The sequence below is a fragment of the Streptomyces sp. NPDC002463 genome, from assembly GCF_042889835.1.
In the GTDB taxonomy this organism is placed as follows: Bacteria; Actinomycetota; Actinomycetes; order Streptomycetales; family Streptomycetaceae; genus Streptomyces; species Streptomyces nymphaeiformis.
Window position 1 is genome coordinate 357,032 of sequence record NZ_JBIARL010000004.1, and the last position, 13,597, is coordinate 370,628.

Genomic DNA, 13,597 nt, shown 5'->3' on the forward strand with positions numbered 1-13,597 from the left:
CCCGAGTCCTCTTCCTGACCGCCCGGCGAAGCGCACCCCGTCGGCGGCGGCGACCAGGCCGCTGCCGCAGGCCCGTGCATCAGCGGACCTCCGCACCGGCGACATAGTCGCAGCCCGCCCGCGGCGGTCAGCAGTAAGGAGGCTGGTTGGTCAGGGACGCGGCCACTCGCATCCACACGCCGAACAGCCGATAGAGGTCGGGCAGTGTGCCCTGCGCCTGGACGGTCCGACTGTCCGACGACGTGACGCCTGGAATTCCCAGGAGCGTCGAGGCAACGGAAGCCGACTGCCAGCGGACCGTGAGGGTGGAGGGGGCCGCTGCGACGGCTGGAGCCTTCGGCGGTACGGCAAGACTGGCGGCGACCGCCTTCTCGATGGCCGCACGTGCTTCCTCCGGCGTCCGCAGATCTGCCGAGAACCGGTCCCGCGCGTACTTCACTGCCACGGTCCTCACCGAGGCGTCCCACTCCGTCATCTCTGCGCAGGCACAGTCGTCACCAGTGAGGACCGTCACCGGCACGCCGATGGCAGCCGCGGTGGCATGGGCCAGGCCGATCTCACCCACGGGCCGGCCGTCCAGCCACATGTCCTCGATCTCGTGCCCCATGAAGCTGTGGCTCAATACGCCGAGCGCACCGGCCCGTGAGTGGTAGCCGACGAGAACCGCGGCGTCGTGCTCGGGAGCGAGGCCTTCGAGCATGAGCATCTGTTTGGGTTTGCCGCGAATGAGGCGCGCTGCTGGGTGCAGTGCCTCGGGCACGAGGTTGCGCATCGGACCGTGCGCGTCGTTGACGGTGATGTCGGTGGCACCGGCCGCGACGGCACCGCGGATAGCAGCGTTGACGTCCTCTGCCATCATCAGCCGCCCACGCTCGTAGTCCCGGCCGCCGGGCTGGACATCGTCGGCATCCACCAGCCCGGTGACGCCCTCCATGTCCACACTGATGTAGATCCGCACTGCGCAGTCTCCTCAATCTTGATCGTTTCAGGAGACGTTCGCCGTTCTTGCTCTGGTTCCTTCACCAGCTCACGATCATCCGGCTCCCGCCGGGCCCAGCACGCTCGTCAGCTCAGCCGGACGGCATGACCGGGGGACCGCGGGCCGAACCGGACCCGTCCCGCGCCTCCGTCGACGGCTCCCACCTGCGGGCCCTGAAGGGCGGAGACGCCACCGGGCCCTCGCCGGTGGACCGGGGCAAGGAGGGCAGCAAGCACCACGGCATCGTCGACGTCCAGGGCATGCCCCTGGCCCCCGGCGTGACCGGTGGCAACCGCAACGACGTCACCCGGCGCCTGCCCCTGATCCACCCCGTACCGCCCGTCCGCGGCAAGCGCGGACGACCCCGTCAGCGCCCCGAAGTCCTCTGCGCCGACCGCGGTTACGACCACAACGTCCACCGTCGCCAGGTCCGTGAGCTGGGCATCCGCCCGCTCATCGCCCGGCGCGGCACCGAGCACGGAAGCGGCCCGGGCAAGAACCGCTGGGTCGTCGAAGCGGCCTTCGCACTTCTGCGCCGGTTCCGCCGACTGCGTATCCACTGGGAAGTCCGCGCCGACATCCACCAGGCCTTCCACACCCTCGGCTGCGCAGTCGTCTGCTGGCGGCGCATCAAAAGCAGTGCTGATCCGAGCCCTCAGCCCGAACCGGCGACCAGTGCATCGCCGAGCGGGGTGCGCCGGTAGAGCACCGACCGTCCGGACCGGGCGCGGACGAGCAGCCCCGCACTTCGCAGGATGGCGAGGTGGTCTCCTACAGCGCCGGGTGCCATGGCGAGGCTTCGGGCGAGGTGGCTGGTACTGGCCGGGGCGTCCAGCGCCAACAGCAGCCGGGCTCGGGCCCGGCCGACCAGAGCGGTCAGCGCGTCCGGTTGGGGGACGGTCTCCTGTTCGCCCCACAGGGCGGCGGTGCCGCGGGCGGGATAGACCAAGGTCCTGGGCCAGGGGTCTTCCAGGTGAGCGGCGATGTGCCCGACGACGACCGAAGGGATCAGCAGGAGCCCGTCGCCCGCGAGGTGGACCGTTCCGCCTCGGAAGAAGCCGATCTCGATACCGCCGGCGCGCCAGGCGATGCCCGGGTGCAGGCTCTCGATGGCCGTGGCCCACCCGTGTTCGCCGATCACACCCACCCGGTGCACGACATCGCGCTCACAGATCGCGCGCAGTTGCGGCCAGTCCGCGGCGAGCAGCTCGTGCCACGCCTGGTCCATCGCCTCGGCGATCCTGGAGACGGCGTCCGTCGAGTCCAGCACCGCACGTACGCGGGGATCACGGGCGGACGGGCCGGTCGCGGTGGCGGCGTATTCGCGGCGGGCCGCTTCCAGCGGTGTGGCCCGGATCACGGCCAGGTCGTCTGCCCAGGTCTGGTTGAGGCCGCGCGGGGGCGGGGCGACGAAGTTCGGTCCGCCTTGCGGGGTGTGCAGAGCGAGGGCGGCGTCCAGTTCGGTCTCGCGGCGAAGCCGTTCAAAAGCCGGCATGAGCCGGGTGGCCCAGGCCCGCGGCAGCGGCTGGCCTTGGCCGGCGAGCGAGCGCAGCAGCAAGCAGAGGTCCAGCGCGGGCGACAGCGCGAAGCGGCTGCGCAGCAGGTCCTCGACGGAGACTTCGAAGCGGAGCACCCCGCGATGCTACCGCGGCACGTCTATTTTCGATTCGTCCAGCGACGAATCATTGGTGGGTGGCGTGGGCGCACGGCGAGGCTGGGCGTCATGACCCCAACCGCCGAACCCGCGCAGGGCAACCACCGCGCCACCTACCGGGAGGTACTGGCCGAGCCGCGATTCCGGCTGCTCTTCTCGACCCGCACCGTCGCGATCACTGCGGACTCGCTGCGGATCACCACGTTCTCGGTTCTGGTCTTCGCGGTCACCGGTTCCGCGCTGTTGAGCGCACTGGCCTTCGGCATCGGCTTTCTCCCGCAGTTGTTCGGCTCGTTGCTGCTGGGCTCACTGGCCGACCGACTGCCGCCCCGCGCGCTCATCGCCGGCGGCTACGCCTTGGAGTGCGCCGCCGCCCTGCTGCTCGCCCTGGTGCGGATGCCGATCGCGGCAAGCCTCGGTGTCGTGGCGCTGGTCGCCCTCGCCACACCGGTGTTCAGCGGCGCGTCGAGTCGGCTGGTCGCGCAGTGGCTGGAGGGCGACGCCTATGTGCTGGGCCGTTCACTGAACAACATCGCTGCCTCCGGCGCGCAATTGTTCGGTCTGGCGCTGGGAGGTGCGGTCGTCGCGGTACTCGGCCCGCACCGGGCGCTCGCGGTAAGCGCCGTCCTCTACCTCGGCTGCGCGCTCGCTGTCCGCATCCGGCTACCCCTGCTGCAGCGGGGAGAGTTCGGCGGCACACCCGGCAGCGCTCGGGGCGATGGCGGGGCCGTCCGGGCAAGCCTGCACGGTGCCGGCCTGCTGCTGCGCGGACACACGGTGCGACGGCTGATGCTGGCCCAGTGGCTACCGCCCGCGTTCGTAGCAGGCGCGGAAGGCCTGATCGTCGCCTACGCGGGAGGACGCCACTTCGCGCCCGGCTGGTACGCGGTGCTGATGGGCTGTCTGCCGGTCGGCATGCTCGTCGGTGACCTGCTGGTGGGGCGACTGCTACGGCCGCCCACCCGGGAGCGACTGGTAGTCCCGTTGATCGCGCTGATGGGACTGCCGCTGGTCGGCTTCGCTGCCGAGCCCGGAGTGGGCGTCTCGTCCTGTCTGCTGCTGCTCTGCGGCTTCGGATTCGCCTACGGTCTCGGCCTGCAGCGGCCGTTCCTGGACGCCCTGCCGCAGGATGGCCAGGGCCAGGCCTTCGGTCTGCTCGGCTCCGGCGGCATGACGCTTCAGGGCGTCGGACCGGCCTGCTTCGGCTCGGTGGCCGCAGGCATCGGAACAGGCGGCGCAATCGCCCTGGCCGGCGGCGCGGTGGCGCTTACCGCCGGCTGGATTCTCACCTGGCACCCGCCCACCTCACCGGTCCCCGTCCCGAACTGCTCGACGGGGTCAGAGAACGGCACCGAACAGCATGCGTGCAGTTCTCTTGCACAGTAACCGCCGCAGGTCGGGTCGGCCGCGAGCCGTCAGGCACCCCACCCCCACGTCCCTCTGACAGAAAAGCCATTCCCGGTAGCTCATTGTGCAGGGAGTCCGAGCCTCGGCTCTGCCGGCCGTTGCGGACCACGTGCAAGATCTTGAGACCACGAACAGCCCATGGAAGGTTCATGCAGCATGATCGATGAATTCGCGAAGGACAACCTGCACGGGAGACTGCGGCGGGACCGCGAGGCACTGCTCTGGAAACTCGACGGCTTGTCCGAATACGACGCCCGCCGACCTTTGACGGCGACCGGGACCAACCTCCTCGGTCTGGTCAAGCACGTGGCCACCGTCGAGGCCAGATACTTCGGCGAGGTCTTCGATCGCCCTTCCCCGGAACCGCTGTGCCGGTGGCAGGACTCCGACGGCAGCGATCAGTGGGCGGCCGAGGACGAGACCCGCGATCAGATCATCGGGTTCTACCGGCGCACGTGGGAACACTCGGACGCGACGATCAACGAGCTTCCCCTCGACGCCCCCGGCCACGTGCCGTGGTGGCCGGAGCCTCATTCCAACACGAACCTGTTCGCCGTCATGGTCCACGTCCTCGGCGAGTCCATCCGGCACACCGGGCACGCCGATATCCTGCGCGAGGGCATCGACGGCCGGACCGGTTTGCGTCCCGAACAGGAGAAGCCTCTCGACGAGGAAGCCCGTGCGGCCTACTGCGCGAAGATCGAACAGGCCGCCAGGTCGGCCGCATCAATCAAGGCCTAGTCGGACGTACCAGGCAGCCTGACATCGGCTCCTCTACCGGCACCGGCGATTTCCGAGCACACGGCCACCAGATATGCCCGCATCACCCGATGTGGACGTCCAGTCCGCCCCTCCGTCGTCCTCGTCCAGCTCGAGCACGTCCGCGTCGCTCAGCGGGCGCAGGGCGCTCGTGTCCGGACGGACCTTCGTGCCGGCGTGCGGACGTCGGCGTCCAGGAGGGGCGAGGTGGTCGCGGTGGGCGGGCTTTCAGAGGTCGCGGCCGGTGCTTCGGCGCTGTTCCGGCGGTCGAGGGATGCCTGGATCAGGTTGCGATTTCGGCTTTCCACGCTCCGGGAGGACCACTGACGATCGACACGACCGGGTGGTCCTGTTGCGCGGTGTTGATCGTGGCCGCCGGGGGTGCCCCCATGTCTTTGGTTCGGCGGACGGCCCGGCCTCAGCCTGCGGCTCGCGGCCGGGCCACTGGACGTCACCCGTTGGAACCCACCCGGCCGGGAGGGCATTCCACACTGCGGTCCGGCAGGAGCTCTCGGTCCGCCGGTGCTTCCGGAGTCCGGAGCGGAGGGCTCTCGACGCGCGTGTCTTCCCACAACGGACGGGCACACGGTGTCCACTACAGGGAGTAGCCCCTACGGCCTGCCGACGAGCCGCAGGAAGAACCCCTCCCCGGTGAAGGAGTGTCATGCCGTCTGTGGACCGCTCGCTTTTCGATCTGGAGGCGTACGAGACCAGGGCCCGTCTCGGGCCGTGCTTCGTCTGCGCGTTCCTCTGAGGAGAGCCTGACTATGAGCACGAGCTGGTCTACGAGGATGCTGACCACGTGGCCTTCCTGGACCGGTGGCCCACGTTGCCGGGCAAGGTTCTCGTCGCGCCCAAGGCGCACGTGGAGGATGTCGTCAGCGGGTTCTCCGAGGACGGCTACCTGCGGATGATGCAGGCCGTGCGCCGCGTGACGCTCGCGGTGGAAGAGGTGCTGGCTCCGGAGCGGGTGTATCTGCTGTCGCTGGGGTCTCGGCAGGGCAATCCGCACGTGCACTGGCATGTCGCCGCCCTGCCGCCCGGGGTCCCGTACGAGCAGCAGCAGTTCCACGCGCTCATGGCGGAACACGGGACGGCCGATGTGGCGCCGGCCGAGACCGCGAGGATCGTGGCGGAACTGCGGCGGCGCCTGGCCTGACATTCCTGGTGGGTGCCGGTTCAAGGGGCCCTGCCGACGGGCGGCGATGGTGCTCTGGGCGGCGAACGCGGCGGTGAGGTTGCGTGCGGAGTCGGTGTCGGTCGAGATGGCGACGACCTCGGCGGCGTGGTGGGCCGCCTGGTCGAGGTCACCGCTCGTGAAGACCTCGGCGGAGCCGCGGCGTGCTCTTCTCAGCCAGGTGGCCCGGGTCTCTTCCAGGGTCTGAAGCGTGTCGCAGAAGGCTTCGGTTCGGACATTTTCCCTGTAGGGGCGGGGGGTTGATGGCTGAGTCGTTGTGGGTGGAGACGTTCACGGGTCTGCGGATGCGGCAGTTCGAGCGGCTGTCGAAGGTCGTGCGTGAACGGGGCGGGAACGGGCCTGGCGGCGGTCCGTGGTGCCTGCCGCCGGCGGACCGGGTGCTGCTGGTGGCCGTGTACCAGCGGACGAACCCCACGATGCGGCAGCTCGCGCCGCTGTTCGGCTGCTCGCCTGCGACGGTCTGCCGGGTGATCCAGCGGCTGCGACCGCTGCTCGCGATCGAGCCGGCCGCACGTCCGGCCGACGCGGTGGAGCGGTTGTGGATCGTGGACGGCACCCTCATCCCGGTCCGTGACCGGAAGGCCGGCGCGTCCTCGCGCAACTACCGGTTCTCGGCGCACGTGCAGGTCATCATCGACGCGGACACCAAGCTGATGGTCGCCGCGGCACGGCCGGTGCCCGGCAACACCGCGGACGCGAGGGGCGGCGGCCGGGGCCGAGGCGTTTCGCATCGTGGCCACGGCCGCATCCGCCAATAGCTGCACAGTGGGCATCGCCCGCACGTCAGTCTTGCTCGGCGATCATGGCCTCGAAGGTATCCCGCATCATGTGATCGATGACTCCGGGCCGTCCGGCCATGGAATCGAAGAGGTCGGCGAGCAGCCACAACACGAAGCCGTGTACCAGAGCCTCCTCCGGCGGAATCTGTCCGAACCGGTCGCGCCACGCCACGGTGTCCATGCCCATCGCCGCGGCCATAAGGACGCCGGTGACCATCGGCACCTGAGCCGGGTCGGCCATCTCGAAGGTGGGGAGCCTGCGGATCACAGCGGGGATCAGATCGCTGAGCGGATCAAGCCGGCCCTCGCCCCTGGGCTGCTCGGCGATCAGGTATCCGGTCAGCACGCCCACCAGGAAGACCGTGCCGCGGGACACCTCCTCACGCCCGTACGCGTCCACAGCGGCCTTGACCCGCTGCTGCGCCTCCTGGCGGTCCTTGTCCGAAGTCCGCTTCTCCAGGACCCGGTACGCGTCCCACGCTGCACGGATCGCCTCATCCACAACTACGCCGTCACTGGTCATGGAACGACCGTAGGCGAGACGACGCCCTGCCCGGGATCCCCATCGAGTGAATCGCCTGCGCCGCAGCCGCAGCCGCAGCCGCTGTCGCCCCCGTCGGCCTTCCGGCCGCTGTACCGAGCCGGCGCAACGCGCGTCCCTGGCGAGCAGCTCACCAGGAGCCGCGGGGCCGTTCGGCACCGAGCCGGACCTCGCGCCGCTACGCGTGGCAGTCCGGCAGGCCACTCACGATGCGGCCCTCCTCCTCCGCCCAGCGGTGGATCGCCGATCGGAACATCAGCAGCAGGCACGCCAGGTCGTGTTGCCCGACCCGGACGGTGTTGGTGTCGTAGCCGTACGGGTCGTCGGGGACGGTCTTCTCGGACATCGCACTTCTCCTCGCCTGCGGGCGCGGTGGACGTGCTTGTCGAGTGTGGGCGGCAGCCGGGCGGGGGAGAACCTCACCGCCCCGCCCGTGCAGCGAGTCGGCGCAAGGGGACAGGGACCAGACCGAGCGAAGGGTGACGACATGCCCAGGCAAGCTCTTGCACCGACGAAGGTGTACGTCTGCCCCGAGTGCGGCACTACGACCAAGGCGAGCCTGCGCAGCGGCTGCCTCTACGAGCACCCGACCCCCAGCCGGCCGGGCCTCTGCCCGAAGTCCAGGGAAGTGGTCCTGCCCGTCAAGGAGCTGGAGAACAGCTACGAGTGCGCCTGCGGCGCCTGGGCCCGCGTCACCTATAGGAAGGCCCTCGCCCAGCACCTCATGCCCGAAGGCGAGCAGTGCCCGCTGTCCGGAGAACCGCTGCAGGCCCCCGCCGTTCGCCCCGTCGTGGACGGACTGCTGCGCCTGGTGCCGCCCGCTCCGAGCCGCGGGTGGGCGAAGCCGGTCACTGGCAGGAGCGGCTCCAGCGTGTACGCGATCCCCGCCGGACTGCCCGGCCACGGCCGGCGCCGCTGACGACCCGCAGGGCACACCCACCTGCCCCGCCCTGCCCGCAGAGGCAGCGCCTGTCCCATCACCGGCTCCTGGGCCGCCGCCTGGCAGCAGGCGCTGGGACCTGTCCGGGCGATCACGTTCGGAACCAGATGACGAGGGCTGCTGCGATTGCGGTACCGAGGTAGACGTAGCGGCGCTTGTGAGCTTGCCGAAGGCGAGTTCGGCGTTGGGGCGGCAGGCGTCGGCGAGCCGCTCGAAGACGGCCTCGTCGCCGCCGTAGCACGGGATCTCGGCCCTCACCCGCCACGCCGTACCGTCCCGGAGCTCCCTTGCCCGGCCCAGGAGTACGGCCACGACGGGCTCCATCTCCGCGGGCGGGCTCGGCGTTCGGCTCATGGGTCGCGGAGTACACAGCCGGACGCCGGCCCAACCCGCCTCCGCCCGGGGGATTCCCCGGTTCCGGGGTGGGGCTGGCCGCACCCTTGGCCGGGGGACCGTCGGATGTCCCGGTGACCAACGGCTCCGTAGCGTCGTCGCCATGACCCACACCACGACCCGCACCCGCTTCCGACAGGCCATGCGGCGCAGGCGAGTACGCCAGCCCCTGGCCGCCGCGACCGCCGTCGTCCTCGCCGCCCTTGCCGCCACCCCGGCGGTCGCGGCGCCCGAACCCCGCCCGGTCCAGCAGAGCATGGGGCGCGGGGCCCTTCTCGGTGTCACTCCCGTCGCCGACCTGAGCCGGGCCGAGGTCGCCGCGTTCCTCAAGGGCGCCGACATCGACCCGGCGACCGTGCGCCACGGTGTGCGTGGCTACCGCCTCACGTACCGGACCCTGACGCCTCGGGGCGAACCGACCACTGCCACCGGCCTGTTGGTGCTTCCCAAGGGTGGCGAGCGCCGGCTCGACCTGGTGGCCGACACGCACGGCACGATGGTCCACCGCGACTACGCGCCGTCCGTCGCCGAGGACTTCGGGCTTTACGCGCCCTATCTGCACGCCGCCGCGGGCCGCGCCGTCGCCGCACCCGATTACCTCGGGCTCGGCAAGGGCCCCGGCCTCCACCCCTACATGGACACCGCCTCCTCCGTCTCCGCCTCGCTCGACATGCTGCGGGCCTCCCGGACCGCCGCGCGTGCGCTTGGCAGGCCGCTCACCGGAGACGTGTACGGCACCGGGTTCTCACAAGGCGGCCAGGTCGCCATGGCGCTGGGCCGCGAGCTGGCGCGGGGCGCGGACCGGCACTTCCGGCTGCGGGCGCTCGCGCCGGTCGCCGGACCGTACGACTTGCAGGGCGCCGAGATCCCCGCCCTGCTCGACGGCCGCGTCAACGACATCAGCGGTGTCTTCTACATGTCGTACTTCCTCACCGCGCAGAACCGGCTACACCCCGTCTACGACAACCCGGCCGAGGCCTTCCGGCAGCCGTACGCGGGGTACGTGGAGGAACTCTTCGACACCCGGCACACCGAGGAGGACATCGTCACGAAGCTGCCCGGCTCGGTGAAGGAGCTGCTGACCGACGGCTTCTACGAGCGGCTGCGGCGCCCGGACGGCGGCCTGCTGGCCGCGCTCGAGGCGCAGGACGGGACCTGCGACTGGAAGCCCGAGGTGCCCGTACGGCTGCACAGCGCGGCCGGCGACACGGACGTGGCGATCGCCAACTCCATCAGCTGCGCGGCTGATCTGGCCCGCAACGGCGTGACGGCCCCCGTGGTCGACCACGGAAAGGCCGACCACAACGGGTCCTTCAAGCTGGCGGGGCCCCAGATCGTGCGCTGGTTCGACACGCTTGCGCGCTAGGGACTGCCAGGTCGCTCATGTTCGGAGCCAGATGGTGAGGGCTGCTGCGGCTGCGTTGCCGAGGTAGACGTAGCGGCGCTTGTCGTAGCGGGTGGCTACCGCCCGGTGCTGCTCGAGCCGGTTGATGGCTCGCTCGACGGTGTTGCGTTTCTTGTACCGCTGTTCGTCGAAGCCGTGTGGCCGCCCGCCGCGTGGGCCTTTGCGTAGGCGGGCGTGCAGACTCTGCCATGCTGTTCCGTCCTGATTTTCTGGCCCTTCGACCCCCTTTGACACCGCGGCCTGGACCTGCTGAAGTAGACGCTCCCACGTCCCGTCGGCCTACCACAGCCGGTGCCGTTCGTAGACGGCCTTCCACGGCCCTAACCGTTCGGGCAGGTCCCGCCACTGCACGCCGGTCCGTACCCGGTCTGCCGATCACAGACAGGTTCGTGACGCCTGGCACGGCACCCCGCGGCGTTGCCGAACGACCGAATAGCTCTGCTGTCAGCACGCTCCGGCACATCCTGTTACGGGACGGGTCCGGGGGGCCGGTACGGCCGGGCGCCGGCGCGAGGGGCGGGGCCATGCGGCCGTGCGGCACCCCTCGCGTCGGCGCGGAGCTCAGTACGAGGACGTGGTGTGAGTGCCGGAGTCGTTGTAGCCGGTGCTGTCCGAGGCGTGGCCGGCGGCGTAGGAGGTGTAGCCCGCGTCGTTCAGCATCGGGCTGAAGCAGTACTCCTGGCCGTTGGACGCGATGCTCGGGCCGCCGCACCACTGGGTGGCGCCGTCCTGGTTGCGATTGACGTAACCACCGACGCCCGGGCCGTCCGAGTAGACACGGACCCAGGTGGTCCGGCAGGCGGTGCTGTAGCGCAGTTCGACGGTGCCGACCCGGGCGCCCTTCGCGTACAGCGCAGTGGAGGCGGCGGTTATGGCGCTCGCGGAGCAGCCGGAGGTGATCGGATCCTGACCGTCGTAGCCCGCGGCGGACGCCGAGCCGGTGAAGCCGGTGGCGAAGGAGGCGGACACGACGGCGAGAACGGCCGTCCGCTTGACGATCGTGGGCACACGCATGGATGCTCCCGGGGGATTGTGCGGCGGTCCAGGAGAACCGGCCGCGGATGATGGGTGGTTGCGTTCGGCGTCAGTAGGAGCCGGTGATGGTCTGGTCCCAGCCGTAGCGACCGCTCGCGGTGGCGTAGCCCTCGGCGTAGGAGAGGTATCCGGCGTCGTTGAGCATGGCGGTGTAGCAGTAGTACTGGCCCTTCGTGGCGGACCACTGGGCGTTTTCGCAGAAGGCCGTGGCGGAGTCCTGCTTGCGTTTCACCGGGTCCCACAGCTCGGGACCCTGCGAGTACACGCGGGCCCACACCGTGCGGCAGGTGGGGCTGTAACGCAGTTCGATGGTGCCGATCTGTTCGTCGTTGTCCAGCAGCGCCGATGATCTGGCGGTGTAAGCGTCGTTGGAACAGCCGGAGCCGATGGGGTCCGCCCAGTCATAGCCGCTCGCGTTGGCGGTTCCACCGCACGTCACTGCGAGTACGGCGGTGAAGACGGCGGTGATGGCTGTCATGGCTGCTCGCTTGAGGAGCATGTGGCGGTCCTCCGGGTGGTGGGGAAAGAGCGCCGGACGCTTCGGTCCGCGGATGGTCCGGTGCGACCGGGAGGCCGCGGTCGCCGTGTTGCGACGAGAACGGTGGGGAGCGGCAGGACGGCCGCCGATAGCTGTGCAGGCCTGAGGGCGTACGGCAGAAGCCTCATCCGTCCTAGGACGGCGGTGGGACGGGAGCGGGATGCCGCGCCACGAGGGAGGGGATCAGTAGGTGGTGGTCACTGCCTCGTTGCTCATGACTCCGTTCTTGACGGCGTATCCGTAGGCGTAAGAGGTGTAGCCGGCGTCGTTGAGCATCGGGCTGAAGCAGTAGTACTGGCCGAGGCTCCCACTCCACTGGGAGGAGCCGCAGCGCTGCACCGCATGGTCCTGTGTCCTCTGCACGTAACCGCGCAGGTCAGGCTGGTCGCCTTGGATACGCACCCAGGTGGTGCGGCAGGAGGGGCTGTAGCGCAGTTCCACGACGCCGATGATCGTCCGGCCGTCACGGTCCAGGATGTGCGCCTCTCTGGCCGTGTACGCGTCGGACGAGCAGCCGGAGGCATTGGGGTCGTCACCGTCGCGGGTGAGGGCGTGCGAGGTGCCGGTCACGCCCAGTGCCAACGTGAGCGTGGATGCGGCAATGACCGCTGCGCGCTTGATCGTGGTGCTGAATGCCATGGGAGCTCCTTGGTGGTGGGGGGGGGCGACAGGCCGGGGAGATCGGCCCTCTGCCGGCGCGTGTCCGTGCAGCCGACGGCCGTGTCTGGTGAGGACCTTGGCACGTCGAATCGGGCTCGCTCCAGAAGCCCGTGTCCCTGGGATGTGACGTGACGTCTCAGAGACGGTCGCGACACGCTCGGTACCTCGGGACAGCAGGTCATGTGTGTGCCAGGGGCTGTTCCCGCGTCAGGACGCGTCCGGCCTCGCCGATGGGACGTGTCCCGTCGGCCCGGCAGCGGAACGGGACGGAGAACCGTGGCTTCGCCTGTGCGGTCAGGCCGGGCGAGCCCTCGCGAACGTGACGTCGCTGCTTCGCACCACGGAAGTCTGCCCTCCCGGCCCTCCCGGCCCTCCCACACTGCCCTCCGGCACCTGCCGCGCGACCCGCCCGTCCTGTAGGCAGGAGGGGTCGGAATCCCTGGAGGAAGAGGCCGCCGTGCACGACCGCGACAACACCCGGGCGACGGGCCCCCACAGCAGCCCCGCAAGGGCCGCCCGGTCCACCCCGGACACGGCGCTGCAACGGCTCCTCGCCCTCCACGGCACCGCCGGGAACGCCGCCGTCGTCCAGCTCCTCCGCCAGGCCGGGCACGCCCCCGCAGGCCAGGAGCAGCACCGGCACGGCGCCGGCTGCGGCCACGAGCAGCCCGCGCAGGTGCAGCGGTCCGCCGTCCACGACGTCCTGCGGTCCGCCGGGCAGCCGCTCGACGTCGCCACCGCACGGACATGGAGGCCCGGCTCGGCGCCGACTTCTCCGACGTACGGATCCACACCGACTCCGCTGCCAAGGCCTCCGCCGCCGAGGTGGGCGCCCGCGCCTACACGTCCGGCAGCCACGTCGTCATCGGCGAGGGCGGCGCGGACCGCCACACCCTCGCCCACGAACTCACCCACGTCATCCAGCAGCGCCAAGGCCCGGTCGCGGGCACCGACAACGGCTCGGGCCTGAAGACGAGCGACCCGTCCGACCGCTTCGAGCGGGAAGCGGAGACGAACGCGACGCGCGCGATGAGCGGGGCGGCGCCCGTACAGCGGGCCGCGCGGGAGCCCGCCACCGACTCCGGCACCGGCCACGACACCCGGGAGCCGCAGATCCAGCGGAAGTCGGTGTTCACGTCGGTCAGCCCGCGCGAGCAGGACGCGCAAAGCCCCATCAAGACGCTCGGCAAGGCGTTCAAGCCCTACTTCACGGCCGCCGGTCTCCAAGAGGAGTACGAGTTCCCCGGGCTCAACCTCAAGAAGCCCGGCGACTACCCGGACACCTACGCCCGCGCCGGCAGCGTCACCG

The 13,597-nt window shown here is 70.5% G+C and carries 12 protein-coding genes and 5 pseudogenes; 8 read left to right on the forward strand and 9 right to left on the reverse strand.

Annotated features, from left to right (window positions below; all coding sequences use genetic code 11):
* Positions 1-127 precede the first annotated feature (127 nt).
* Positions 128-958: a M55 family metallopeptidase gene (locus ACFYX3_RS11855; RefSeq protein ID WP_389011354.1), complete on the reverse strand. Its 831-nt coding sequence runs from the start codon at positions 956-958 to the stop codon at positions 128-130.
* Positions 959-1,104: 146 nt separating this feature from the next.
* Here ACFYX3_RS11855 and ACFYX3_RS11860 point away from each other — a divergent pair.
* A pseudogene (locus ACFYX3_RS11860) lies at positions 1,105-1,617 on the forward strand (IS5 family transposase); the annotation flags it as partial.
* A 17-nt stretch (positions 1,618-1,634) separates the two neighbouring features.
* Here the strand turns inward: ACFYX3_RS11860 and ACFYX3_RS11865 are convergent.
* A complete protein-coding gene (locus ACFYX3_RS11865; protein ID WP_389011357.1) occupies positions 1,635-2,612 on the reverse strand; it encodes an ArsR/SmtB family transcription factor in 978 nt (325 codons plus the stop codon).
* 90 nt (positions 2,613-2,702) lie between these two features.
* On the opposite strand from ACFYX3_RS11865, the gene ACFYX3_RS11870 reads away from it, so the two are divergent.
* The 4 genes and pseudogenes from ACFYX3_RS11870 to ACFYX3_RS11885 all read left to right on the forward strand — a co-directional run.
* Positions 2,703-4,019, forward strand: a complete 1,317-nt coding sequence (locus ACFYX3_RS11870) for an MFS transporter (protein WP_389011360.1) — start codon at positions 2,703-2,705, stop codon at positions 4,017-4,019.
* A 177-nt stretch (positions 4,020-4,196) separates the two neighbouring features.
* Positions 4,197-4,781, forward strand: a complete 585-nt coding sequence (locus ACFYX3_RS11875) for a DinB family protein (RefSeq protein ID WP_389011363.1) — start codon at positions 4,197-4,199, stop codon at positions 4,779-4,781.
* Between the two features lie 796 nt (positions 4,782-5,577).
* Entirely contained in the window at positions 5,578-5,958 is a 381-nt protein-coding gene (locus ACFYX3_RS11880) for an HIT family protein (RefSeq protein WP_389011556.1), read from the forward strand.
* A 281-nt stretch (positions 5,959-6,239) separates the two neighbouring features.
* Positions 6,240-6,695, forward strand: a pseudogene (locus ACFYX3_RS11885) (transposase family protein); the annotation flags it as partial.
* Positions 6,696-6,780: 85 nt separating this feature from the next.
* Here the strand turns inward: ACFYX3_RS11885 and ACFYX3_RS11890 are convergent.
* Positions 6,781-7,299 carry a hypothetical protein gene (locus ACFYX3_RS11890; RefSeq protein WP_389011366.1) on the reverse strand — a complete coding sequence of 173 codons (519 nt, stop codon included), beginning with the start codon at positions 7,297-7,299 and terminating at the stop codon, positions 6,781-6,783.
* Between the two features lie 196 nt (positions 7,300-7,495).
* Positions 7,496-7,663 (reverse strand): hypothetical protein, encoded by a 168-nt coding sequence (locus tag ACFYX3_RS11895; RefSeq protein WP_389011369.1) that lies wholly within the window; start codon positions 7,661-7,663, stop codon positions 7,496-7,498.
* A 141-nt stretch (positions 7,664-7,804) separates the two neighbouring features.
* On the opposite strand from ACFYX3_RS11895, the gene ACFYX3_RS11900 reads away from it, so the two are divergent.
* Positions 7,805-8,236, forward strand: a complete 432-nt coding sequence (locus tag ACFYX3_RS11900; RefSeq protein ID WP_389011372.1) for a hypothetical protein — start codon at positions 7,805-7,807, stop codon at positions 8,234-8,236.
* 517 nt (positions 8,237-8,753) lie between these two features.
* Positions 8,754-10,016: an alpha/beta hydrolase gene (locus ACFYX3_RS11905; RefSeq protein ID WP_389011375.1), complete on the forward strand. Its 1,263-nt coding sequence runs from the start codon at positions 8,754-8,756 to the stop codon at positions 10,014-10,016.
* Between the two features lie 15 nt (positions 10,017-10,031).
* Here ACFYX3_RS11905 and ACFYX3_RS11910 read toward each other — a convergent pair.
* The 5 genes and pseudogenes from ACFYX3_RS11910 to ACFYX3_RS11930 all read right to left on the reverse strand — a co-directional run.
* Positions 10,032-10,226: pseudogene (locus tag ACFYX3_RS11910) on the reverse strand (IS5/IS1182 family transposase); the annotation flags it as partial.
* Positions 10,227-10,337: 111 nt separating this feature from the next.
* Positions 10,338-10,421: pseudogene (locus ACFYX3_RS11915) on the reverse strand (transposase); the annotation flags it as partial.
* A gap of 195 nt (positions 10,422-10,616) precedes the next feature.
* On the reverse strand, positions 10,617-11,069 hold the full coding sequence (locus tag ACFYX3_RS11920) for a DUF2690 domain-containing protein (protein ID WP_389011378.1): 453 nt from the start codon (positions 11,067-11,069) through the stop codon (positions 10,617-10,619).
* Between the two features lie 70 nt (positions 11,070-11,139).
* The gene (locus ACFYX3_RS11925; protein WP_389011381.1) at positions 11,140-11,589 is read right to left on the reverse strand and encodes a DUF2690 domain-containing protein; all 450 of its coding nucleotides are present in this window, start codon (positions 11,587-11,589) and stop codon (positions 11,140-11,142) included.
* Positions 11,590-11,811: 222 nt separating this feature from the next.
* Entirely contained in the window at positions 11,812-12,267 is a 456-nt protein-coding gene (locus tag ACFYX3_RS11930) for a DUF2690 domain-containing protein (RefSeq protein WP_389011384.1), read from the reverse strand.
* A 478-nt stretch (positions 12,268-12,745) separates the two neighbouring features.
* On the opposite strand from ACFYX3_RS11930, the pseudogene ACFYX3_RS11935 reads away from it, so the two are divergent.
* Positions 12,746-13,386, forward strand: a pseudogene (locus ACFYX3_RS11935) (DUF4157 domain-containing protein); the annotation flags it as partial.
* Positions 13,387-13,597 lie beyond the last annotated feature (211 nt).